The organism is Streptomyces sp. NPDC059787, from assembly GCF_042732315.1.
Classification (GTDB): Bacteria; Actinomycetota; Actinomycetes; order Streptomycetales; family Streptomycetaceae; genus Streptomyces; species Streptomyces atrovirens.
On record NZ_JBHWHX010000003.1, the window covers coordinates 60,187 to 81,818 of the forward strand.

19 protein-coding genes and 3 pseudogenes are annotated in these 21,632 nt (G+C 74.2%); 7 read left to right on the top strand and 15 right to left on the bottom strand.

What is annotated here, in order from left to right:
• The first annotated feature begins 88 nt into the window (after nucleotides 1-88).
• From ACFV5H_RS04000 to ACFV5H_RS04010, 3 genes and pseudogenes are all read left to right on the top strand, one after another.
• Nucleotides 89-715, top strand: coding sequence for a class I SAM-dependent methyltransferase (locus tag ACFV5H_RS04000; RefSeq protein WP_385192657.1), 627 nt, complete (start codon nucleotides 89-91; stop codon nucleotides 713-715).
• Nucleotides 712-1,218 (top strand): annotated as a pseudogene (locus tag ACFV5H_RS04005) (DinB family protein); the annotation flags it as partial. The gene ACFV5H_RS04000 and the pseudogene ACFV5H_RS04005, both read left to right, overlap by 4 nt.
• Nucleotides 1,219-1,255: 37 nt before the next feature.
• A complete protein-coding gene (locus ACFV5H_RS04010; protein ID WP_385049809.1) occupies nucleotides 1,256-2,155 on the top strand; it encodes an NAD-dependent protein deacetylase in 900 nt (299 codons plus the stop codon).
• Between the two features lie 31 nt (nucleotides 2,156-2,186).
• Here the strand turns inward: ACFV5H_RS04010 and ACFV5H_RS04015 are convergent, their stop codons facing one another.
• From ACFV5H_RS04015 to ACFV5H_RS04055, 9 genes and pseudogenes are all read right to left on the bottom strand, one after another.
• Entirely contained in the window at nucleotides 2,187-5,249 is a 3,063-nt protein-coding gene (locus ACFV5H_RS04015; protein WP_385192659.1) for a hypothetical protein, read from the bottom strand.
• Nucleotides 5,250-5,251: 2 nt separating this feature from the next.
• A complete protein-coding gene (locus ACFV5H_RS04020; protein WP_385192661.1) occupies nucleotides 5,252-7,081 on the bottom strand; it encodes an HSP90 family protein in 1,830 nt (609 codons plus the stop codon).
• Between the two features lie 58 nt (nucleotides 7,082-7,139).
• On the bottom strand, nucleotides 7,140-8,120 hold the full coding sequence (locus ACFV5H_RS04025; RefSeq protein ID WP_385192894.1) for a hypothetical protein: 981 nt from the start codon (nucleotides 8,118-8,120) through the stop codon (nucleotides 7,140-7,142).
• Nucleotides 8,121-8,276: 156 nt separating this feature from the next.
• Nucleotides 8,277-8,514, bottom strand: a pseudogene (locus ACFV5H_RS04030) (Rid family hydrolase); the annotation flags it as partial.
• A 57-nt stretch (nucleotides 8,515-8,571) separates the two neighbouring features.
• The gene (locus tag ACFV5H_RS04035; RefSeq protein WP_385049802.1) at nucleotides 8,572-8,973 is read right to left on the bottom strand and encodes a hypothetical protein; all 402 of its coding nucleotides are present in this window, start codon (nucleotides 8,971-8,973) and stop codon (nucleotides 8,572-8,574) included.
• On the bottom strand, nucleotides 8,957-9,448 hold the full coding sequence (locus ACFV5H_RS04040) for an RNA polymerase sigma factor (protein ID WP_385049799.1): 492 nt from the start codon (nucleotides 9,446-9,448) through the stop codon (nucleotides 8,957-8,959). Before ACFV5H_RS04040 ends, ACFV5H_RS04035 begins: the two co-directional genes overlap by 17 nt.
• Before the next feature lie 101 nt (nucleotides 9,449-9,549).
• Complete coding sequence (locus ACFV5H_RS04045; protein ID WP_385049795.1) at nucleotides 9,550-10,164, bottom strand: class F sortase; 615 nt, start codon at nucleotides 10,162-10,164, stop codon at nucleotides 9,550-9,552.
• Nucleotides 10,161-10,514 (bottom strand): sortase-dependent protein, encoded by a 354-nt coding sequence (locus tag ACFV5H_RS04050; RefSeq protein WP_385049793.1) that lies wholly within the window; start codon nucleotides 10,512-10,514, stop codon nucleotides 10,161-10,163. Before ACFV5H_RS04050 ends, ACFV5H_RS04045 begins: the two co-directional genes overlap by 4 nt.
• A gap of 329 nt (nucleotides 10,515-10,843) precedes the next feature.
• Nucleotides 10,844-11,434 (bottom strand): TetR/AcrR family transcriptional regulator, encoded by a 591-nt coding sequence (locus ACFV5H_RS04055; protein ID WP_385192663.1) that lies wholly within the window; start codon nucleotides 11,432-11,434, stop codon nucleotides 10,844-10,846.
• Between the two features lie 162 nt (nucleotides 11,435-11,596).
• On the opposite strand from ACFV5H_RS04055, the gene ACFV5H_RS04060 reads away from it, so the two are divergent.
• Both ACFV5H_RS04060 and ACFV5H_RS04065 read left to right on the top strand, forming a co-directional pair.
• On the top strand, nucleotides 11,597-12,616 hold the full coding sequence (locus ACFV5H_RS04060) for an aldo/keto reductase (protein WP_385049788.1): 1,020 nt from the start codon (nucleotides 11,597-11,599) through the stop codon (nucleotides 12,614-12,616).
• Nucleotides 12,617-12,743: 127 nt separating this feature from the next.
• Entirely contained in the window at nucleotides 12,744-13,193 is a 450-nt protein-coding gene (locus ACFV5H_RS04065; protein WP_385049786.1) for a spore-associated protein, read from the top strand.
• A 68-nt stretch (nucleotides 13,194-13,261) separates the two neighbouring features.
• On the opposite strand, the pseudogene ACFV5H_RS04070 reads toward ACFV5H_RS04065, so the two are convergent.
• From ACFV5H_RS04070 to ACFV5H_RS04095, 6 genes and pseudogenes are all read right to left on the bottom strand, one after another.
• Nucleotides 13,262-13,765, bottom strand: a pseudogene (locus tag ACFV5H_RS04070) (saccharopine dehydrogenase); the annotation flags it as partial.
• 44 nt (nucleotides 13,766-13,809) lie between these two features.
• Entirely contained in the window at nucleotides 13,810-17,481 is a 3,672-nt protein-coding gene (locus tag ACFV5H_RS04075; protein ID WP_385192665.1) for a trypsin-like peptidase domain-containing protein, read from the bottom strand.
• A gap of 21 nt (nucleotides 17,482-17,502) precedes the next feature.
• Nucleotides 17,503-17,826, bottom strand: coding sequence for a trypco2 family protein (locus ACFV5H_RS04080; protein ID WP_385049782.1), 324 nt, complete (start codon nucleotides 17,824-17,826; stop codon nucleotides 17,503-17,505).
• Nucleotides 17,827-17,878: 52 nt separating this feature from the next.
• The gene (locus tag ACFV5H_RS04085; RefSeq protein ID WP_385049779.1) at nucleotides 17,879-18,100 is read right to left on the bottom strand and encodes a hypothetical protein; all 222 of its coding nucleotides are present in this window, start codon (nucleotides 18,098-18,100) and stop codon (nucleotides 17,879-17,881) included.
• A 96-nt stretch (nucleotides 18,101-18,196) separates the two neighbouring features.
• Nucleotides 18,197-18,439 carry an acyl carrier protein gene (locus ACFV5H_RS04090; RefSeq protein WP_385049776.1) on the bottom strand — a complete coding sequence of 81 codons (243 nt, stop codon included), beginning with the start codon at nucleotides 18,437-18,439 and terminating at the stop codon, nucleotides 18,197-18,199.
• A 76-nt stretch (nucleotides 18,440-18,515) separates the two neighbouring features.
• Nucleotides 18,516-18,932, bottom strand: coding sequence for a DUF2809 domain-containing protein (locus ACFV5H_RS04095; RefSeq protein ID WP_385049773.1), 417 nt, complete (start codon nucleotides 18,930-18,932; stop codon nucleotides 18,516-18,518).
• Between the two features lie 252 nt (nucleotides 18,933-19,184).
• Here ACFV5H_RS04095 and ACFV5H_RS04100 point away from each other — a divergent pair, with 252 nt between their 5' ends.
• Together ACFV5H_RS04100 and ACFV5H_RS04105 are read left to right on the top strand one after the other, a co-directional pair.
• Nucleotides 19,185-20,921: an ABC-F family ATP-binding cassette domain-containing protein gene (locus tag ACFV5H_RS04100; protein ID WP_385192668.1), complete on the top strand. Its 1,737-nt coding sequence runs from the start codon at nucleotides 19,185-19,187 to the stop codon at nucleotides 20,919-20,921.
• Between the two features lie 182 nt (nucleotides 20,922-21,103).
• Nucleotides 21,104-21,547, top strand: a complete 444-nt coding sequence (locus ACFV5H_RS04105; RefSeq protein WP_385049768.1) for a glutaredoxin domain-containing protein — start codon at nucleotides 21,104-21,106, stop codon at nucleotides 21,545-21,547.
• Nucleotides 21,548-21,632: the final 85 nt, after the last annotated feature.

A 21,632-nucleotide genomic window follows, 5' to 3' on the forward strand; every position in this document is an offset into this window, starting at 1 on the left:
GGCGTCTTGCCGGAACGGCAACATCCCGTGCCGGTTCGCGGGGGGTCGGGTGAGACTCGGACGCGTTCCCCCACAGAAGGAGACCTCCATGAGTGCCACCGACGCGGTCAGGTTCTGGGACGACGTCCACGCGGCCCGGCCGGCGGCCACCGATCCGCGGCCGAACGCACGCCTCACCGAGACCGTCGCGGACCTGCCGCCCGGCGACGTGCTGGACCTCGGGTGCGGTGCCGGCGGCGACGCGCTGTGGCTGGCCCGCCGGGGGTGGCGCGTCACCGCCGTCGACGTCTCGTCCGTGGCGGTCGAACGCCTCACCTCACTCGCCGTGTCGCACGGTCTGGACGACCGGATCACCGCCCGGCGGCACGACCTGCGCGAGTCGTTCCCGGACGGGACCTTCGAGCTCGTCTGCGCCCACTATCTGCAGACTCCCCTCGACCTGGACCGGGCGGCCGTGCTGCGAAAGGCCGCGTACGCCCTGCGGCCGGGCGGGCTGCTGCTGGTCGTCGACCACGGGTCGACCGCTCCGTGGTCGTGGAACCAGGACCCCGACGTCCGGTACCCGGCCCCGCGGGAGGTGGCCGCGGGCATCGCCCTGGACCCGGCGACGTGGACGGTCGAGCGGGCCGACTCGCCCCGCCGGGTCGCGACCGGACCGGACGGGCGGACCGCCGAGGTCACCGACCACGTCCTGATCGTCCGCCGCACGGCCTGAACCGGCTCCGGCCGACACAGGGAGGCACCGTGCGTCGCGACACCCCGCCGCCCCGCACCGGCAGCAGCGAGACCGAGGTGCTGCGCGGCTTCCTCGACTGTCTGCGGAACTCCGTCTCCGCGAAGGCCGAGGACGCCCCCGAACCGCAGGTCCGGACCGCCTCGGTGTCCTCGGGCACGAACCTGCTGGGGCTGCTCGACCACCTCACGTCCGTCGAGCGGGCCACGTTCCTCGGGGAGCGGGTCACCGACTGGCAGGCCACCTTCCACGCAGCCCCTGGGGACAGCGTGGCCGATGTCGTCACCCGTCACCGGCAGGCGGTCGCCCGGGCGAACGACGTGCTCGACACGTGCGCCGGCCTCGGCGCACCGGTCCCCCGCCCCCGGCCGGACGGCCCCGCTCCGAGCGTCCGCCGGGCGCTCACCCACATGATCGAGGAGACCGGCCGTCACGCCGGCCACGCGGACGTCCTCCGTGAACCGATCGACGGGACGACCGGACGCCGACCCTTCGGGAGAACGGGCACCGTACCCTGGCGGCATGCGCATGCGCCCCACTCTGAGCTGGACCCCCGAAGAGGACCTGCCGCCGGGCTCCACGGACCTCGCGCCGGTCGCCGACGCGCTGGGCGCCGGCGGTGTGGTGGTGCTCAGCGGGGCGGGCATCTCCACCGAGTCGGGCATCCCCGACTACCGTGGCGAGGGCGGGAGCCTGAGCCGCCACACGCCGATGACCTACCAGGACTTCACCGGCAGCGACCGGGCCCGGCGCCGGTACTGGGCGCGCAGCCACCTCGGCTGGCGCACCTTCCGCCGGGCCCTGCCCAACGCCGGGCACCGGGCCGTGGCCGCGTTCGGGCGGCACGGCCTGCTCTCGGGTGTGATCACGCAGAACGTCGACGGTCTGCACCAGGCCGCCGGCAGCGAGGGCGTCGTGGAACTCCACGGCGGCCTGGACCGGGTCGTCTGCCTTTCCTGCGGTGCGTTCAGCCCGCGCCGCGAACTCGCCCGGCGGCTGGAGGAGGCCAACGCGGGCTTCGCCCCGGTGGCCGCGGGAATCAACCCCGACGGTGACGCCGACCTCACCGACGAACAGGTCGGGGACTTCCGTGTGGTGCCTTGCGCGGTCTGCGGCGGTGTCCTCAAACCGGACGTGGTGTTCTTCGGCGAGAACGTGCCGCCGGGGCGGGTCGAGCACTGCCGCACGCTGGTCCGTGAGGCAGGCTCGCTGCTCGTCCTCGGGTCGTCGCTGACGGTGATGTCCGGGCTCCGGTTCGTCCGTCAGGCCGCCCAGGCCGGCACGCCGGTACTGATCGTCAACCGGGACCCGACCCGGGGCGACCGGCACGCCGTCACCCGGGTCGCGCTCCCCCTGGGATCGTCCCTCACCACCGTGGCCGACCGGCTGGGCGTCCCGGTGGACGGCCGGACGGCAGCCTGAACGGCTGCCTCCGGCTCCGTTGCCCGTCGCGTCACTCCTCGTCGCGCAGCCGGGCCGCCAGTGCGGTCAGCGGCTCGGTCTCCCCGGTGTGACCCAGCGCGGTGAGGCGGGAGACCGCCGCGTCGAGGCGGGCGAGGGCCGGGGCGGTGCGCTCCAGGTAGATGCCCTCCACGGCACCCGCGAGGCGGACGCACTCGGCCCACTCGCCGGCGTGCTCCTGCTCCGCTCCCGGTTCGCCCAGCAGGGCGAGGGCCTTCTCCAGGGCGGTCAGGGCGTCCTCGTACTCACCGGCGTAGGCGTTGACCCGCCCGTGTTCATAGGCCAGGGCGGCGTCCAGGGGGCGGCCGCGGACCTCGTACCCGGCGGCGCGGGCCTCGTCGGCGATCCGGCCGGCGTCGGCGAGGAAGGCGCGGGCGCCGGCCAGTCCCTCCGGGCCCTGCCGCTCCGCCTGGAGCCGGGCGAGTTCACGCAGGCAGTTGCTGAGCTGCTCGTGGCGCGGATCCTCGGCGTGGGCGGCGAGTGCCTGGTCCGCGGCCTCGCGGGCACGGCCGAACTCGCCGGATTCACCGAGGAGTACGGCTGTCTCGGCCGCGATCATGGCGTGGCTGCCCGGGTCGTCGTCCCAGCCGGCCGACTCGGCCGCGAGGGCGACGAACTCCGCCGTGGCGGCCTTGAGGTCGTCCCCCGCGTGCAGCGCGCGGGCGCGGGTCAGCCGCAGTTGGGCGACGAGCCTGTCGTCCGGCTTCCCGGCGGCGACGTCCGGTTCGGCGAGCAGTGAGTCGAGCAGCGCGATGCAGTCCTCGACACGACCGAGATCGAGGCTGAGCTGGGCCGCGTTGCTGTAGGTGCAGTACGCGTCGAACCGGCTGCCGCCGCGGAGGTCCAGCTCTGCGGAGCGGGTCAGGTGCCGCAGTGCCTCGTCGGGGCGGCCCAGGTGCAGGCAGGCCCCGGCCAGTTCGCTGTGGAGGCGGGAGGTGTCGACCGTGTCGGCCGGCCAGTCGGCGGCCAGCCTCAGGCCCTCGGCCAGGTCCGCGTACGCGGCCTGCGCGTTCTGCAGGCCGAGCTGGAGCCGGCCGCGCAGGGCGAGTGCGCGGGGCAGGTGCCAGGCCGGGCCGTGCGCCTTGAGCCGGTCGAGGGCGCCGTCGGTCTCGGTGAGTGCGGCGGGCAGGTCGCCGGACATGGCGTACGTGGTGGCCCGCAGCAGCAGGGCTCCGGCGATCTGCGCGTCGATGTCGTGCCGGGTGGCGAAGGTGTGCAGCAGGTCCACCTCGGCGAGGACCGGCGCGATGTGCTCCTCGTCTCCCGACGTCTGCAGGCGCATGCCGAGCGCGGTGGCCCGCAGCCGCAGCAGGCGGGCCTCCTGGCGTGGGGTGAGACCGGGCGTCTCCTCGTGCAGGCGGACCAGGGAGGCGTGGGCGGCGGTCAGCGCGGCGGCCTTCGCCTCGGCGCCGCCGGTGCTCTGCGCCCGGGCGTCGTCGGCGCGCTTCGCCCCGGCGGCGTCCGCGCCCTCCGTCCGGGCGGTGTCGGCACCGCCGCCCGGTGCCGTGTCGGTGCCCTGTGCCCCCGCGCTGTCGTCGGTGCCCTGTGCCGGGAGCTCCGCGGTGGCGAGCAGGGCGCAGGCGCGGGCGACTGCCGCGTGGCCCGGCTGCCCGGCGTCGTCGTACAGGCCCGCGGCCTCCTCGTGGAGGGCGGCGGCGTCGGCGAACTCGTCCTTCTCGCGGGCCCGGCCCGCCTCGTCGTCCAGCAGGTCCGCGCACAGTCGGGCGAGCGGGCCCACGGCCGGGTCGTCGGGGTGGGTGTAGTCGCGGGCGGCGACGAGCGTGCGCAGCCGTGCCCAGCAGGCCCGCGCGTCCGGGTGCCCCTGTTCGTCCAGTTCCCGCGCGCGGACGATGAGTTCGGGCAGCGATTCGGGGACGGCGGGGGACGTCCGGGTGGTGGGCGCGGTGACCGGGGCCGCCGGGGCCACGTCGTCGAGGGTGCGGGTGCGCAGGGTCAGCTCCAGCGCGTCCAGGAGGGGGGCGCGGTCGAGGCGGGCTCTGCGACGGTCGGTGTGGGCGGTGGTGCCGTTGCGGGCGTCGAAGCGGGCGGCGAGGTCGTCGGCGCGCTCCCGCACCTCGGCGCGCAGGCCGGTCACCGTCCAGGTGCGGCCCGCGAATCCGGTGGCGGGCAGTTCGCCGTGGCCGAGGAGTTCGACGCGCCGGAGGAGGACCTCCACGCCGGTGAGGAAGTCGAACTGCTCCCGCGGCGAGTCCACCTCGTCGAACAGGCTCCGGTTCTCGGCGAGGAGTTCCAGGCCGCGTGCCTCGTTACCGGTCAGCGCGCAGAACTCCAGGTGCCGCCCGACCTCCCCGGACATCGAGGGGTTGCGGCGGCAGCCGCGGTAGCCGGCGAGGTGCAGTTCGCGTGCCTCGTCGGTGCGGCCGGTCCGCAGCAGGGGCAGCAGCGCGTACGAGAAGGAGCGGGCCGGCTCCTCCTGGCAGGACTCCTTCCCGGCCAGGACGGGCTCCCAGGTGCGCAGCGCCCGCTCGTCGTCGCCCGCCGCCAGGTGGTGGAGGGCGCGTTCGCAGATCTCGCAGGCCTCGCAGTCGCTGAGCCGGGTGCGGGCGCGGCCGGCCCACAACTCGTAGGCGAGATCGGTGTCCTCGCCTGTGTGTGCGGCGAGCTGGTACGCCTGTCCGTAGTAGGGCTGGAGGCCCAGGCCGGCCTTCTCGTAGCGGTCGCGCATCTCCGTCAGCCACTGGCGCAGGCTGGCCAGCGGGATCTCGGGCAGCGCGCGCAGGGCGTTCGCCACCCACTTGAACCGCCAGAACAGCGTGTGGCGCAGGCGCTCGTCGAAGACGTCGGGCTGCTCGTCGAAGAGGGTGAGCAGGCGGGCGAAGACGACGGGCGACTTCCGGGGTTCGGAGCCGTAGGTGTACGCCTCCTGCAGTTCGAGGAGTGCGCGGACGAGCGGGGCGGGCTCCTCGAACTGCTCGGCGGCGTCGACGAGTTCCTCGGCGGTGACGGTGCGGGCGCGGCCGTAGGCGCGCCGGCGGTTCTCCTGGAGCGCCTGGTACAGCTCGTCGGTGCTCTGGGGGTGGGGTGCGGTGGGCATCGTCAGCTGTCCTTGCGGAGGGCGTGGGCGAGAAGGTCGAGGAAGGAGCGGTTGATGAGGCTCGACTCCGCGGGTCTGAGCGGTCGCCGGGACAGCAGCGCGGCCTGTCCGTAGAGGGCTTCGGCGCTGGTGCGGGCCAGTTCGGGCTCGTCGATGGCGACGGCGGTGCGGACCAGCGGGTTGAGCTGGTTGAGGATGAGCTGGGCCCGCGGCGCCTCCTGGCGCAGGGCGCCGAGGATGTCGCCCCACAGGCCGCCCTCCTGCTCGCGGGCGAGCCGGGAGCGGGTGCGTTCGTGCCGGGCCTCGCGGCTGTCGACGAGGAGGGCGGGTGCGGAGGCGGGGTGGAAGGTGCGCAGCGCCACGTCGCAGTCGAAGACGGCGAGGGCGTCGCGGGCCTGGGCGAGATAGGCCGCGGCGGCCAGTTCCGTCTCCCGGTCGACGGGGTCGAGGTGGGCGGTGAGGGTCGCCGGGTCGAGGTCGGCGACCGTGACCTCGGACCTGATCTCCGGCAGCCGGTGGACCAGTTCACGGTCGTAGGTGTAGCCGCCGTTGACGACGCCGAGCCCGGCGGCCGAGGCGATCGCCGCGACCTGCCGGAACTCCTCCACGCTCGACGTCACGAGCACGGTGCGGTGGGTGCGCGCGAACTCGTCGAGGGTGGTGTGCCCGTCGGTGGTCTCGAACGGCAGCCAGGGCAGCAGCATCCGCAGGATCTCGTCGTCGTGCACCGCGAGCGACTTCACGGCCAGGTGGTGGGCCTGGAGGAAGCGGGCCAGCAGGTCCGGGTCGCTGGCGGCGGCCCGGGCGATCCACGCGCGCAGCCGCTCGGCGAGGGCGTCGCGGACGGCGGCGAGGGTGTCGTCCTCGTACAGGGACTCGCGGGACGCGGTCGGGCGCAGGCTCTCGGCGTCGATGACGCAGCGGACGAAGAACGCCCACTCGGGCAGGATCTCCTCGGCCTGCTCGGACAGGAGCATGCCCTTGACGTGCACGCGGTGACCGTGGCTGCGGCCGGCCGGCACCGTCTCGGGCAGCACGCACGCGATGCCCTTCAGGCCCACGGCGGGCAGGTCCAGCTCGATGGTGTCGAGCGGCTTGAAGCCGAAGACCTCCTCGCCGTACGCGGCCAGCGCGCGGGAGCGGGCTCCCGGTGTGGGGTACGTACGTGCCCAGGGGGCGGGTTCGGGGTTGACGGACGCGGCGCCCGTGCCGTCGTCGAAGGTCACCGGGTGGCGCAGCAGGGAGCCGAAGTGCCGGGCCAGCGCGTGGACTTGCTCCGGTCGGGTCCACTCGCCCGCGTCGGTGCGGGGCGTCAGCGTGACGGTGGTGCCGGGCCGGGGGCGGGCGGTGGCGGGCAGGACGCGGACGGTGTAGCTGCCGTCGCCGCGTCCCCGCCACTCCACGGCGGGCGCGTCGGGGGTGCGGGCGGAGCGGCTCAGGACGTGGATCTCGTCCGCGACCAGGAAGCAGGAGAGCAGTCCGATGCCGAACTGGCCGATGAAGTCGCCGCGTTGCTCGGCGATCTTCTCGGCGCGCTTGCTGCTGCGGCCGATGGTGGCGAGGAAGGTGTGCACGTCGGCCTCGGTGAGGCCGACGCCGTCGTCCTCGACACGCACCACCGTGCCGTCGGCGTACAGGCGGACACCGAAGGCGTCGGCGGGGGCGGCCGGTTCGAGGGCGTGCCGGGCGGTCAGCGCGTCCACCGCGTTCTGCAGGAGTTCGCGCAGGTAGACGCGGGGGCTGGAGTAGAGGTGGTGGGAGAGGAGGTCGACGAGGCCGCGCAGGTCGACCTGGAAGGTGCGGTCGGCGGCGGTGTTCTCGGGCAGGATCATCGGCGGTCCGGGTGGGTGAAGGGGTGGGGCGGCGACGGGAGACGGAGAACCGAAGGGCTCAGAAGGCTTTGCGGAAGCGCGCGTACGCCTTCTGCGGGTCCGCCATGAACGTCCACGGCCACTCGGTGAACGCGCCGTCCAGCTCACGGAAGACGTTCGAGGCCGTGCTGCTGCCGGCCAGTGAGAGGGCCATGGCGAACATGTTGTAGTCGCCCTGCCAGCCCAGGCCGCGCTCGTACGCGTGGTGCAGGATGCTGCGCTCCGCCGCCTCCCTCAGCTCGGTTCGGATCCTGGGTTGCTGCAGGCAGTTGCTGTCGTCCGACTCCACCCATTCCTCGACGTACGCCATGGCGACGACGCAGCCGAGCCGGTGGCCGTCGGGCGCACCGGCGAACGCCTCACGGGCGAACGCCAAAGCCTGGCCCGGCTCGCCGCCCCAACGGGGCTGCAACTGCGCCAGCCGCTCGGTGTGGATGTCCAGGTCCAGCGGGTCGCGGCGCAGGCCGGCGTCGAACCGGGTCTCGTTGACGGCGGGGCCCAGCGACATGCCGCGCCCGGAGGTGAGGAGCCGGCGCCACGGCGTGACCCATTCCGGCCGCAGCTCGGCGGCCTCGAACAGTTGCTCCTCGGCGATGTCGAGCCGCTCGTGGAAGATCCGCCACTGCTCCCGCGTCACGTCCACGGCACGCGCGCTGGTCCGGGCCTCCCAGCCCCAGCTGATGTGCCGCGCCCCGGATATCAGCAGGGCCAGGGCGCGGTGCTCCTTGTCCTCCTCGACGGCGCGGCCGATCCAGTCCTGCACCCCGTCCAGGTCGGCCAGCTGACCGAGGACGCGATGGTCGCGGCCCAGGTCGAAGGGGGCCAGGGCCGTCTTGACCGCCTCCCAGTCACCCGCGTCCGCAGCCTCGACGACCGCCAGCACCCGCGTGTCCCCGAGGGCGCGCAGGACGTAGACCCCGTTCTTCCTGCGCGGGGCCGGGAGGGCGTGCGGATCCGCCGTCCGTCTCGCCTCGTCCTTGCCGAACAGCTTGCCGAACATCCGCGCCCTCCCCTGGCCCCGCGTGATCATCCGGTGCAGCATAAGCGACCCCACCGACACCGCTTCCACAGGGTTTTCACCGGGACTTCACGACCCGGGCGCTCCGGCCGACGCGGGCGCGTGCGTCGGCGGCGGAGCGGCGCGTGAGGCCCGCCGGTCGAGGACCGCGGTGGCCTCGATCTCGACGAGATGCCCGGGGACGTCGAGTGCCGCCACGCCCAGGAGTGCGGCCGGCGGGACCGGGGTGACTCCCGGCTTCCCGGGGGCGCGGGAGATCCCCTCCAGGAGCAGGGGCACCTTGCCGGGGGGGCCGGTCGACGACGTGGACCGTCGGTTTCGCCACGTCGTCGAAGGAGCCGCCGGCCTCGGCCAGGGCGGTGCCGATGTCGAGGAACCTCATGGTGACCGAGCAGTCCGAGGGATGCGAAGGCCGCGGGGACGGAATCCGGGCTCACCTCGGGCCGGGAACGGGGGCGACCTCGGTCACCGGGGTTCCGGGACCGTCGGTCGGGGCCTGGGGGGAGGGACGGACTTCGGCGGGTTCCGGTGACACCGACGGAGTGGATGTGACGGAAGGGCTGCTCACGGGCGGCGGGGCGAGAGGGACCGACGGGGACACCGGATCGCCGGGGGCCGACGACTGCGGCAGCAGTACGACGAGGGCGGCGACGGCACACGTCAGTCCGGCCCCGACCCCGACCGCGGCACGGACCAGCCGACGCCGCGCCGCGCCGCGGCGGATCTCCTCGTACCGGCCGGGGGGCGGGCCGAGGCGGTCGGAGGCCGGCCGCAGGATGACGGCGAGGGGGTCGTCGGGTTCGAACTCCGGACCGTCGTCAGAGTGTGTGATCAAGGCTTCTCCTCAGGTGGGCGCGGAGCAGTTCCCTGGCCGCGTGGAGGTCGGCCTTGATGGTTCCTTCCTTGCGTCCGGTCACCGCGGACACCTCCCGGATCGGCATGTCGGCGTAGTAGTGCAGCATGATCGGGACACGCAGTCGTTCCGGCAGCGACTGCACGAGCAGACGTACGGACGGGTCGGACTGTTCGGTGTGCGGGCGGGCGGCGGTCTCGGTGGTGACACGGCGCACGGCCTTGCGTTCGCGTTCGAGTGCGCGCCAGTGGTCCCGGACTAGGTTGGCGGCGGTGACGTAGAGGAAGCCCCGTGGCTCGGCCACGGACGTCCAGCGGGCCCACAGCCGGGTGAACGCCTCCGAGGCGATCTCGTGGGCCGTCTCGTCGTCGTCGACCAGCCGGCGGCACCAGCCGGCGAGGCGCGGGTAGAGGGCGGCGAAGAGTTCGGACGCTGCCTGCTCGCGGGACCGTTTCAACGCTCTCCATGGTCGTGGCGGTACTGATGTCGTGGGACCCGTCGCGGGTCGGTTCCCGGGCCGCGGGCGCATGGCCCGCGGCCCGGGAAGGCGGTGGCGGATCAAGGGCTCGCGGAGGTCAGCGCGGCGAACACGATCACGTTGTCGCGGTACTCGTCGCCGGTACGTGGGCCACCGCACGTGATGAGCCGCAGTTCCGGCCGGCCGACGTCACCGTAGACCGCGTCCGTCGGGAAGTCCGCCTTGGCGACCGTCCGGACCGAGTCGACGGCGAACACCGCCGCGGTGCCGTTCTCCAGGCGTGCCACGACCCTGTTCCCCGGGCGCAGGCGTGCGAGGTGCCGGAAGACGCCGTCCCCGTAGGCGCCGACCGTGACATGGCCGAGGATCACCGACGGGCCGGTCTGGCCGGGCGTCGGCGAGTGCCGGTACCAGCCCGCCCGGTCATGGGCCGTGACCGGAGGCACCTGGACCGTGCGGTCCGGGGCCAGCCCCAGCCGGATGACCGGCGTGTCGACCCCGATGTCCGGTATCTCCAGCCCGACCGGGACCGAACGCCCGAGGACACGCGCCGGTTTCCCGGAGGGCCGCGCGGACGGTGCCGTACCGCCGGGGTGTCCGGCCGGGGACCGGCCGGTCCGGTGGCCGCCTCCGCAGCCGCCGAGGAGCGCGGCCGCCGCCGTGGTGGCGAAGGCACGCCTGGAGAGCGACGTCATGCCGTGGTCGCCCGCCGGCGACGTACGAGGAGGACCGCCGCACCGCCGGCGGCGAGCACCCCGGCGGCGCTCCCGCCGATCAGCGCGCCGTCGGTTCCGGACTCCGCGGACCCGGGCGCGACTCCGGTGTCGGGCGCACCGCTCGGTACGACGGTGACCTCGCCGGGCGCCTGCGCTTCGCTCTCGGCCGGTACGGGGCTCGGGTCGGTGGCGTCGGCCGGGGCCGGCGACTCGCTGGGGGTCGCGGAGGCCGCGGGGACCGGGGACGGCCCGTCGGCGAAGGCGGGCACCGTGCTCGCCAGTACGGCGGTGCAGGCAAGTGCCGTGGCGCTGAGGACAGTTCGGCGCATGGGTCGCTCTCTTTCGTCGCTCCGCCCGCAGGGTGACCCGGCGGGCTGGGTCATGGATCGTGCGAAGAGACGGGACAGCGACGGCACGGGTTGTAAAGAGAAGGCAAAGTCCCGTGAGGGAAAGCCCGTTGCCGGGCTTTCGGCGGGGGAGGGAAGGAAACCCCGTGGAGCGGGAGACGGAGAACCGTCAAGCACCGCCGCCGGGACGGCGGGCCGGCCCCGGCGAAGACGGAGGACCTGACCGTGCGCCGCCTTCCCGCCCGCAGGAGGGGGGACCGGTCAACGGTGTGACACGTTGCGCATCGCCTCCCCCACCACCCGGGAAGGCGCTACCGGGGTGACCGCAGTCCCGCGACGAGGAGCCCGGCCAGTCGGCGTGCGTCGTAGCGGGGGTCGCTCTCCGCGCCGATGCACAGGTTTCCCACGCCGCGCATGAGTGCGTAGGCGTCGATGTCGGAGCGGATCCCACCGGACGCCGCGGCGGCTTCGAGCAGTTGGGCGCAGACCGGCACGAGACGGTCGAGGAAGTAGGCGTGCAGGGCGTCGAAACCGGCCTCGTCGGAGTGCAGCACGGCGGCGAGGCCGTGCTTGGTGACCAGGAAGTCGACGAAGAGGCCGATCCACTCCCCCAGCGCCTCGTGCGGGGTCGCACCGCCGGCCAGCAGGGCCGGGCCGGCCTCGGCGCAGGCGTCGACCTGGTGCCGGTAGACGGCGATGATGAGGTCCGCCCGCGTCGGGAAGTGGCGGTAGATCGTGCCCAGCCCGACTCCGGCCCTGGCCGCGATGTCACGGACCGGCGCGTCCACGCCCGACGCGACGAAGACCGCGGCGGCGGCGTCCAGCAGGTTCTCCTTGTTGCGCCGGGCGTCCTTGCGCCGGGACGGAGCCGCGCGCCCGGCGCCCTCGTCACTGTCGCTCACCGCGCCGCTCCTTCCGCTCATCACCGCTTGCCAATACGGAACGGCGTTCCGTATTGTTCCGGAACACGGTTCCGTTTGCTCATGATGCCAGAGCGGGCGCCCGGCCACCAAGCCGTGCGCCGCCATGCCGTCACACACTTCCCGTACCGAGGAGACACGAACATGCAGTACCGCACCCTGGGCCGCACCGGCATCCAGGTCAGCACCCTCGCGCTCGGCGCGATGAACTTCGGCAGGATCGGCAACACCACCCAGGAGGAGGCCACCGCCATCGTCGACGCCGCGCTGGAGGCCGGTGTCAACCTCATCGACACCGCCGACGTGTACGGCGGCGGCGAGTCGGAGGAGATGGTCGGCAAGGCCGTCGCCGGCCGCCGCGACGACATCGTGCTGGCCACCAAGGCCGGCATGCCCATGGGTGACGGGCGGAACCACCGGGGGAGCTCGCGCCGCCGGCTGGTCACCGCGCTGGACGACAGCCTGCGCCGTCTCGGCGTCGACCATGTCGATCTCTACCAGGTCCACCGGTGGGACCCGGCCACCAGCGACGAGGAGACCCTGTCCGCCCTGACCGATCTGCAACGCGCGGGGAAGATCCGCTACTTCGGCTCCTCCACGTTCCCCGCCTACCGCGTCGTGCAGGCGCAGTGGGCCGCCCGCGAACACCGTCTGAGCCGCTACGTCACCGAACAGCCCAGCTACTCCGTACTGCAGCGCGGGATCGAGTCCGACGTCCTGCCCGTGACGGAGGAGTACGGGATGGGGGTGCTGGTGTGGAGTCCGCTGGCCTCGGGCTGGCTGTCCGGCGCCGTCCGCAGGGGCAAGGACGTCACCACCCACCGCTCGGCGTTCATGCCGGAACGCTTCGACACCGCCCTCCCCGCCAACCGGGCCCGGCTCGACGCCGTCGAGCGACTGGCCGGGATCGCCGACGCGGCCGGTCTGACGATGATCCGGCTCGCACTCGGTTTCGCCACCGCGCACCCGGCCGTGACCAGTGCCCTCATCGGGCCGCGCACCCTGGACCACCTGCGCTCCCAGCTCGCCGCCGCCGACACCGTGCTCCCCGCCGACGTACTCGACGCGATCGACTCCGTCGTCGCCCCGGGCACCGACCTGGCCGCACACGAGAAGCACGACACGCCGCCCGCGCTGCTCGACGCGTCCCTGCGGCGCCGCTGACGGATCTCCCGCCGTGAACCCGGTCACCGGGCGCCGGAGTCCGGCGTCGAACACGGCACAACCCTTCGCCCGGTCCGCGGGTCCCACAGGACAGGAGCAACCGCTCCAAGAGCCGCAAGGGGGAAATATGAGATTCAGTCGTTCCGTCCTGGTCGTCTCCGCGTCGGCCGCCCTGGCGGTGGGGGCCACGACCGCCCTGGCGTCACCGGCCGCGGCCGCACCCAACACCACCCCGCAGCAGGTGTGCGGAAGCGGCTACAGGACCGTGAACTCGGCAGCCGTCGGCTCCCTGGGCACCGTCTACCTGACGTACAACTCGGCCAACGGCCGGAACTGCGTCACGACCATCCGCACCAACCCCGGCACCGCCCGGGACATGTCCGCGTGGGTCTACGTACCCGACACCGAGAAGGGTGACCAGGACGGCGGATGGTACACGTCGTACGCGGGGCCGACCTACGTCTACGGCAAGGGCCACTGCGTGGACTGGGGCGGCAGCATCGACAACGTGTACGTACAGGTGTACGGCTCCAACTGCGGCGCGCTGAAGGAGCACCGGGTCACCTTCACCCGCTGACCCGCGCCCCCTCGAAGGACCGCTCGAGCCCTGACCGGGCCGCAAGGCCCGGTCAGGGCTCCGCCGCGTCACCCGGCGTCTCGCGGACGCAGTTCCAGGGACAGGTACGAGGGCAGGGCGCCGAGGAAGTCCGGCGCGTCGAAGAGCGCGCCGGCGGAGGCGACACCGGCCGTCCTGGTCCGCCCCGTGAGGATGCGGTCCACCGCTTCCACCACGAGCGGCGCGGTGACGGCGCAGATGTCCCGGCCCCGGGCCACGGCGCGCCGTTCGCCGCCGCCGGAGCGCACGACGACGTCGGCGAGGAAGGTCTGTGCGGACCGCCCCTGTTCGTCGGTCGCGGCCGGTGCCGGGGTGTCCGGGTCCGACAGGTCCCCGGCCGCCTCGGCCGTCATGTAGGTGTGCGGGTCCGGGACGGACAGATGGCTGGGCACGGTGGCGGCGTCCGCCACCGTGGACTCGCCGAGGACGGTCCGGGGGCCCATTGAACGGGGGAAGGGCCATTCCAGCGTCGGCGGGTCGTCGCGGTGGTACTCCAGCCGCCTGCCGCCGCACCTTCCGCGCACGGACCCACCGCCACACCACGGCGCCGGAGCGCGGTCTTCCCGGGGAGTGACTTTCAGGCGGGCTCCCCGCGTCCGGTGAGGGAGCCGAGGAGAGCGCGGGTCTCCCCGACGCTCTCGGGGCGGGCTCCGGACGCGAAGAGCCCGAGTGCCTCGCGCAGACGGGCCCGTCCCGCCTCCACCCGGCCCAGATCGCACAGCAGCCGGCCCCACACCACGAGGCTGTCGCCCAGGTCCGCCGCGAAAGCCTCGGGATGGCGTCCGGCGAGCGCCCGGTGATGTCCGACGGCCTCCTCCGCCAGCGCCGCGGCTTCGTCGAGGCGGCCGAACTCGCCCAGGTCGATGGCCGCGTTGTAGACGGACAGCGCCAGATCCGCCAGGGTGGCGTCGTCGTCCTGGTTCAGGGCGGCCGTACGGGCGAGGGCGACGGATTCGAGGGTGGCTCGCACCGCGTCGTCGAGGCGGCCCAGTTCGACGAGGATCAGGGCCTGGTTCGTCAGCAGCCGCGACAGGTGCGGGCGGTGGCGGCCGGGGTCCGCCTCCAGGAGCCCGCGGCCGTGCTCGACCGCCTGCCCGGACCTCTCCAACGCCTCTTCGTGGCGGCCGGTGCTGTTGAGCCTCAGGGCGAGGGTGTCGAGCAGCCGGGCGGAGATCTCCGCCGTGTGCCCCGCCCCGGAGTGGAGGTGTTCGTCGTAGAGGCGGAGCGCCTTCTCGGCCATGTCCAGGGCCTCCTGGGCGTCCCCCGCCTCGCTGAGCGCGTGGGAGAGGTTGGCCATGACGCTCACGGTGTTCACGAGGTGCGCGCGGGGGTTGCGCTCCACCAGCTCGTAGAGGTGCGCGACGCTCGTACGGCCGGCCGCGACGGCCTCGTCGTCGCGGCCCACCTCGCTGAGGCAGACGGACAGCGCGTTCCAGACCTTGGCGAGTGTCTCCCGCCGGGACCGGTCGGCGGGATCCGTCCCGTCGTCGGCGAAGAGCGCGACCGCCCGCTCGGCCGTCCGCAGCGCCTCGGCGTGCCGCGCCAGGTCGGTGAGTGCCCCGGCACGGGTCAGCAGCGCGGCGGCGTACCGGTCCGTGGGGGCGCCCGGCATCGCCTCCCAGACGAGCAGCGCCTCGTCGACGATGTCCACGGCCTGCTCGGGGTCGCCCGCTTCGAGCAGGGTGGCGGCGAGCGCGGCCAGGGCGACGGCGAGCGCGTGACGGTCCTGGGCGGAGCCGTTCCCGGCGACGTCACGCCGGATGCGGACGGCCCGTTCGACGGTCTCGATCGCGTCGGCCGGCCTGCCGGTGCGGGACTGCGCGTCGGCGAGGGTGAGGAGGGCGGGGGTCGTCTCCTGTGGGGTCGCCTGTCCGCTGTCCACGGCCGTGTGCCACAGCTCCACGGCCTCCTCGGCGAGACGGAGGGCGTCCGGGTGGAGGAGGACCTGGCCCAGGTGGACGGCCTGGTTGGCGCAGGCACCGGCCAGTTCGGGCACGTAGCGCCGGCCGTCCTCCGCGGCGACGACGGCCCGCCAGTACTCCAGGGCCGCGTCACCGGTGCTGATGGCCTTCTCGTAGTCACCGGCGAGTGCCGCGCGGGTGGCGACGGCGTCGATGGTCCGGGCGGTGGCGGCGAGCGGCGCGTGTCCGTGCTTGCGTTCGACCCGTACCAGGGACCGGGTCAGCCGGACGCTCAGGACGTCCGACGCCCGGCGGAAGGGCCCTGGCGTCAGGGGGAGCCGGTCGAAGAGGGTGAGGGCGAGCGCGGTCGGGATGCGGCCGTTCTCGAGTACGGCGGTGAGCGCCCTGCGCAGCGGTTCCGGCGGGTCGGTCCGGCCGGCCACGGACAGGGCTCCGGGCGCGTACTGCCCGGCGCGGGTGAGCACCAGGGCCGGCAGCACCGTGGCGAGGCGCGGCTGGTGGGCCATGGCCCGGGTCAGCACGGTCAGGGCGGCCTCGAGGGAGGTTTCGCCCAGTTCGGGGAGCAGGTCGAACAACGGGTCGTCGGCGCCGGTGATCTGCCGGCCGACGAGGTGCTCGGCGATCCGGTCGGGCTGCAGGGAGCCCCAGACGGTTCTGCCGACCGGCGGATAGAGGGCGCGCAGCCAGCGGCCGGCCGCCGTCACGGTGGCGGCCTGCCCGGCGAAGGCCGCCGGAAGCACGGTGCGCAGGACCCGCTCGGCCTTCGCCTCGGTGTCCACCGCGCAGAGCGCGGCCGCGGCGACGGCCCGGTCCAGCACCCGGTCGGGCAGGCGCAGTCCGCACTCCTCGGCGTGGCGTGACCAGTAGCGCCATTCGTGGTGCAGGAGCACGTCCTCCGGGGACTCGCCCGGCCGGCGGGGAGCCGGCGCGGGTCCGGCCTGGAGGAGGTCGGTCAGGGCCCGGGTGTGCAGGGCGAGCACCGCCTCCGCCGGGCCGTCCGGCCCGGTGGCGTCGGGCCCGGTCCGTACGAGCCGGCCGGCGTGACGGTGCCAGGGGACACCGTCGTGGGGAGGGATGCGGCTCAGGGCGGTGGCGTAGGCGTCGAGCGCCCGGCGGTAGGCCGCCGACCTGCCCTGCGGAGTCGTCTCCAGCGGCCCGAGTGCGTCGGCCCGTACGTCGCGCAGGGCGTCCTCCAGCAGGGCCGAGGTGCCCTTGGCGATCCGGGACCACCAGTCGCCGCACGTCCGGGCCAGCAACAGCAGGCGGACGGCGGTGCCGTGACGGTTGGCCAGCGCGTGTTCGATCAGGGAGCGCACCTGGTCGCCGCGTGTCTCCGCGTAGTCGACGACGAGCACCGTCGGTGTGGACAGCGTGTGCAGCACGGTGTGGTCGGGTGCGGTGGCGGACGGACCGTCGTACGTGACCCATGCGGCCAGCCGCCGCTCCCGGTGGAGCCCGGCCACGATCTCGCGGGCCAGGCGGGTCTTGCCCTGCCCCGCCGGACCGGTGAGGATCCGCACCCCGAACCCGGGTTCGCGGCACCAGGCGCCGAGTTCGGCACGTTCCCTCTCGCGTCCGTGGAAGGGCACGACCTCGGAGTCGGCCCGCAGCAGGAACGAAGGTGACCGTGCCTCGGTGGGGCGGTCCGCGGGGGCCGACAGGTCCGCGAGTTCGACGGACTCCAGGACGGGCGGCCGCCCGGTGTCCTCCTCCACCGCCCGGCGGAAGGCGTCGACGGCCAGCAGGTCGACGGCCCTCACGGCATCGACGCGGGCGCTGCGGAAGGCCCGTGGGTCCTCGACGATCAGGCCCACCACCAGCCCGCCCGACAGGACGACGGCACCCGACATGCCCGACCAGGGTGAGGGAGCGACGTGCTGCGCCCGGACCGTACCGTGCACCTCCACCTCGTAGCGGTGCCGCAGTACGCCCGTGCCCGGATTGACGCTGCCGGAGAGCTGGTCGGTGTCGCGCAGGCCGTTGTCCTGCCGCTGGGACATCGGGAACCCGGACGCCGCGCACGGCACTCCGGGTGCGGAGCCGCCGAGCACGCCCCAGCGCACCCCGGGCTCACCGGGCGGGGGCTGCCACTCCGGGTCGCTGATCTCCAGCAGCGCGGCGTCCATCCGCCGGTCCAGCCGGCACCAGACGGCCCGTACCCGCCACCGGCGGTCCTCGGTGAGCCGGCGGACGAACAACTCCGTGCCGGGCCCGCCGGTTTCCGGCTGGACCACATGGGCCGCGGTCAGTACGAGGGCGGGACCCACCCGGTACCCGGATCCGAACGACCAGCCGCCGTCCGGTCCGCGGGCCCAGACCTCCACCACACGCGCGTCCGGGACCACCTCTCACTCACCGCGCGGAGTGACGTCCGCCTCCTGTGAGGTGATGCGCAGGGGCTGCCCGTCTCCGGTGACCGGGTTGAGGGACACGAGCATCCGGTGGGCCGTACCGGAGGTCTTCGTCCCCCGCCCGCCCGCGGAGAGCACCCAGACCCGCACACCGCCGTCCACGCCCTGTTCCTTGCGGACGTCCACGGTGAACTCCAGCTCGACCGGGCCCACATCGAAGCGTACGTCGGTCCCGTCCCCGTCGGCGACGGCCTCGGCGAGTTCCCTGCGCACCGCGCGCACGGCCTCGGCGAGCCCCACCCAAGCATCGTCGACCGTCATCCTGCCCCAGCCCCTCCCGCTCCGCCGTGCCACGACGTCCCCAGCGTACCGATCAGCCGTGAGCGCTCCACACGTCCGGGCCGCCGCCGCGCCACTCGACCGTCGCGGACCGGCGCAGCCAGTCGTCGTCGACGCTCTCCAGCCCTTCGAGGCGCAGGAACTCCACCACGTCCAGCAGCCCGTACGCCATCCCGAGGAACCGCGCACCGCCACGGACGCGTCGGCCGCCGTCCTCGCCGGGCGGGTAGATCACGATGGGCCGATCGCTCGCCATGGCACCAGCGTGCAACGAGCGGCGTCCGCCCGCATGCCGGGTTCCCGGCCGACCGCCCCGGTGCCGGCCGGGCGGGGCTGTGACGTACCCGTGCCGTCAGTCGACGGCGGGGCCGGCCTTCTCGGTGCCGGACAGCCGGGCCAGGTACCGGTGGCAGCGGGCCGCGCGTTCCGAGTCCTGTGCCATGACCTCCCTGAAGAAGTCGGCGATCTCCTTCTGGTCCGCGCTCTCCGCGTCACGGACGTACTGGCCGTAGTCGTGGCCCGCCTTCAGCGAGTGGTACTGCACGGAGATCAGGTCGTACACGACATCGCTGAAGCCCGTCTCGCCGGTTGCCATGAGCCCTCCTGCGCGTGGGGGAACAGGTCGCAGGGCCGGGTATCACCTCCCCGCCCGGTGAAACCGGCACCGTGTGTCACGGCTCTCCGGCCGGCACCGCACGTCCCCGTGCGAGGAGCCAGCCGGCGATCGCGCCGATCGTGTACCAGAACAGGTCCGGCGCGTTGAAGGTGGAGCCGAGGACCAGACGGGCCGCGGTGCTGTGCCGGGAGAGTTCCGCCGGCACCCCGGTGAGCTGCAGGAACTCGATCCCCCAGCTGACGGCGAGCGCGACCCCTGCGGCCCTCGGCGGTGTCATCCGCGGCGCCACCAGGACCGTCAGGGCGAAGACCAGGAGGGTGTAGAGGGCGTCCCCGCCGTACTTGGCCACGTCCCCCGTCGCCACGGCCCGCAGGCCCAGTCCCGCTCCGACGGTCACCAGCGCGGCCACGGCTGCCGCGACACGGGTCCGTGCCGGATCGCCGCCGGGGCGGGTTCTGAGGAAGAGTGCCATGGTCGTCATGATCCCGCAGTGGTGCCCGGCGCGTGCCGGTGTCCGGGGCCGGCCGTGCCCGTCGAAAACCGGAGGAGCCAGGGACGCCGGCGCTGTTAGGGTGCTCGGCATGGCACGAGGTATCTGGTCGCAGAAGGTTCGATCCGCCCGCTGACGGCGGCGCCTTCTCCCTGAATCAGCGCACGCCGTTCCGGTCCCTGCCGGGCGGTTGTTTCGTGCTGCCCGGCTCCACTGCGAGCTGCGGAGCATCCGTTGAACCCCACCCCGACCCCCGAAGCCTTGTCCCTGCCCGTCGAGGCGGGCGGCAGTGCCCATGTCCGCGCCGACGGCGTCGCCGTCACCCGTGGCTCCCGGCGCGTCCTGAACGATGTCTCGGTCACCGTCTCCGCCCGGTCGCGGATCGCCGTCGTCGGCGAGAACGGCCGTGGCAAGACGACCCTGCTGCACGTCCTCGCCGGACTGATCACGCCCGACGCGGGCACCGTGCACCGGACGGGCACGGTCGGCCTGGCCCGCCAGGAGCTGTCCGCGCGCGACGGTGAGACCGTCGGCACCCTCACGTCCGCGGCGCTGGCCCCGTCCCTGGCGGCCCTCGCCTCGCTGGACGAGGCGGGCCTCGCCATGGCCGGGGGCGACCCCACCGCCGACGACCGCTACACCGCCGCGCTCGACACCGCCACCCGCCTCGACGCCTGGGACGCCGAACGCCGCGTCGACGTCGCCCTGGCGGCCCTCGGTGCCTGCACCGACCGGGAGCGGCCGCTGTCGGCCCTGTCGGTCGGACAGCGCTACCGCGTCCGGCTGGCGTGCCTGCTCGGCGCGCGGCACGACGTCCTGCTGCTCGACGAGCCGACCAACCACCTCGACTCCGGCGGCCTGGACTTCCTGACCCGCAGGCTCCGCGAACACGACGGCGGTCTCGCCGTCGTCAGCCATGACCGGGCGCTGCTGCGCGACGTCGCGGACCGGTTCCTCGACCTCGACCCCACCCGCGACGGGAGGCCGCGCCTGTACGCCGGCGGCTACGACGCGTGGGAGGGGGCCCGGCGTCGTGAGCGTGAACGCTGGGAGCAGGACCACGAGCAGCAGCAGAGCGAGCACCGGCGGCTGCAGGACGCGGTGTCGCGGGCCCGCGACCGGCTCTCCACCGGCTGGCGGCCGGAGAAGGGGACCGGCAGGCACCGGCGCCAGTCCCGCGCGCCGGGTGTCGTACAGGCCCTGAACCGGCAGCAGGAGGCGCTGGACGCGCACCGGATCGACGTGCCGGAGCCGCCGCCCGTCCTGCGGTGGCCCCGGCTGGACGTCCGGCCGGGTACGCCGCAGCTGCGGGCGCACGGTGTCGCCGTCGACGGGCGGCTGGCCCCTCCGGTCGACCTCACCCTCGACGGCGGCGAACGGCTGCTCGTCACCGGGCCCAACGGCTCCGGGAAGTCCACGCTGCTCGCGGTGCTGGCCGGCGCCCTCCGGCCCACCGACGGGCACCTGTGGACGGCGAACGGGGCGCGGGTGGTCCGGGTCACCCAGGAGACCGCCGAACAGGACCCCCGGCTCACCGCCCGCGAGGTGTACGACCGGCACGTCGGACGGCTGGTGGCCGGCGGGGTGCTCCGGGACGGCGGGGCCGTCCCGCTGGGGTCCCTCGGGCTGCTGGACTCCGACGCGACGGGCACGCCGGTCGGGCGGATGTCCCAGGGGCAGCAGCGGCGCCTCGACCTGGCGCTGGCGTTGTCCGGGCGGCCCACGCTGATCCTGCTCGACGAGCCGACCAACCACCTGTCGGCACCGCTGGTCGACGAGCTGACCGGGGCGCTCCGCGACACCGGCGCCGGCGTCGTCGTCGCGACCCACGACCGTCAGCTCCTGCGGGACCTCGCGGACTGGCCGCTCCTGCGGGTGGGCGGAGCACCGGCACCGGACGCCCGCCCCGGCGTGCCGCGTCCGGCCGCACGGAAGGAACCGGCGCCGGAGACACGCCGTACGCCGTCCTGACGCACCGTCTCCGCCGGCGAGGGCGGCTCCGGGCCGGGACCGTCTCCTCCCGGTCCGGCGGACGGCGGCTTCTGCCGGAACCTGTGCCGACGTCGTGGCGGGCGACCGGTGGTCCCGTGGCCGGCGGGCGGGGGCGGGGTGCGGCGGTGGTGGCCGCGGGTGCCCCGGTAGCCTGCGTCCTCATGGTGCGCGTCTGGGTTCTGCCGATGTTGTCGGTGCTCTGCGGCTCGGTCGCCGCGGCCCGGCTGGTCCTCGCCGGCCGTCCTGGTGCGGCCGCGGCACTTCTGCTGGTGCTGCTGGCGTTCGCGGGCATGAACTCGCCCCTTGTCTTCCCGAGGTCGATCGGCGCTGCGGAGGCACGACGCCGCAGCGCGGTCGACGGCCGGCCGGTCGTCTTCTGGCGGCCCGGCTGCACGTACTGCCTGCGGCTGCGCATCCGACTGGGCCGCGCCGCCGGGCAGTTGCACTGGGTGAACATCTGGCGTGACCCGGACGGAGCGGCAGCGGTGAGGGCGGCCAACGACGGCGACGAGACCGTACCGACGGTCGTCGTCGGGGGCCGGCCGCACGTCAACCCGGATCCCGCGTGGGTCCGTGAGCAGCTCTCCCCTCCGTCCGCGCCGTAGGAAGCCGGAACGGCACCGGATCCGGTGGTGCCTGTTCCTCTCCCCCGGCCGGTCGGGAGGCAGGTGCCGCTGTCCGGAACCGGTC

Bases quoted from the DNA above. Each gene is read 5' to 3' on its own strand.
- ACFV5H_RS04000 (WP_385192657.1), top strand. From the start codon at position 89: ATGAGTGCCACCGACGCGGTCAGGTTCTGGGACGACGTCCACGCGGCC.
- ACFV5H_RS04010 (WP_385049809.1), top strand. From the start codon at position 1,256: ATGCGCATGCGCCCCACTCTGAGCTGGACCCCCGAAGAGGACCTGCCG.
- ACFV5H_RS04015 (WP_385192659.1), bottom strand. From the start codon at position 5,249: ATGCCCACCGCACCCCACCCCCAGAGCACCGACGAGCTGTACCAGGCG.
- ACFV5H_RS04020 (WP_385192661.1), bottom strand. From the start codon at position 7,081: ATGATCCTGCCCGAGAACACCGCCGCCGACCGCACCTTCCAGGTCGAC.
- ACFV5H_RS04025 (WP_385192894.1), bottom strand. From the start codon at position 8,120: ATGTTCGGCAAGCTGTTCGGCAAGGACGAGGCGAGACGGACGGCGGAT.
- ACFV5H_RS04045 (WP_385049795.1), bottom strand. From the start codon at position 10,164: ATGACGTCGCTCTCCAGGCGTGCCTTCGCCACCACGGCGGCGGCCGCG.
- ACFV5H_RS04050 (WP_385049793.1), bottom strand. From the start codon at position 10,514: ATGCGCCGAACTGTCCTCAGCGCCACGGCACTTGCCTGCACCGCCGTA.
- ACFV5H_RS04060 (WP_385049788.1), top strand. From the start codon at position 11,597: ATGCAGTACCGCACCCTGGGCCGCACCGGCATCCAGGTCAGCACCCTC.
- ACFV5H_RS04065 (WP_385049786.1), top strand. From the start codon at position 12,744: ATGAGATTCAGTCGTTCCGTCCTGGTCGTCTCCGCGTCGGCCGCCCTG.
- ACFV5H_RS04080 (WP_385049782.1), bottom strand. From the start codon at position 17,826: ATGACGGTCGACGATGCTTGGGTGGGGCTCGCCGAGGCCGTGCGCGCG.
- ACFV5H_RS04085 (WP_385049779.1), bottom strand. From the start codon at position 18,100: ATGGCGAGCGATCGGCCCATCGTGATCTACCCGCCCGGCGAGGACGGC.
- ACFV5H_RS04090 (WP_385049776.1), bottom strand. From the start codon at position 18,439: ATGGCAACCGGCGAGACGGGCTTCAGCGATGTCGTGTACGACCTGATC.
- ACFV5H_RS04095 (WP_385049773.1), bottom strand. From the start codon at position 18,932: ATGGCACTCTTCCTCAGAACCCGCCCCGGCGGCGATCCGGCACGGACC.
- ACFV5H_RS04105 (WP_385049768.1), top strand. From the start codon at position 21,104: ATGGTGCGCGTCTGGGTTCTGCCGATGTTGTCGGTGCTCTGCGGCTCG.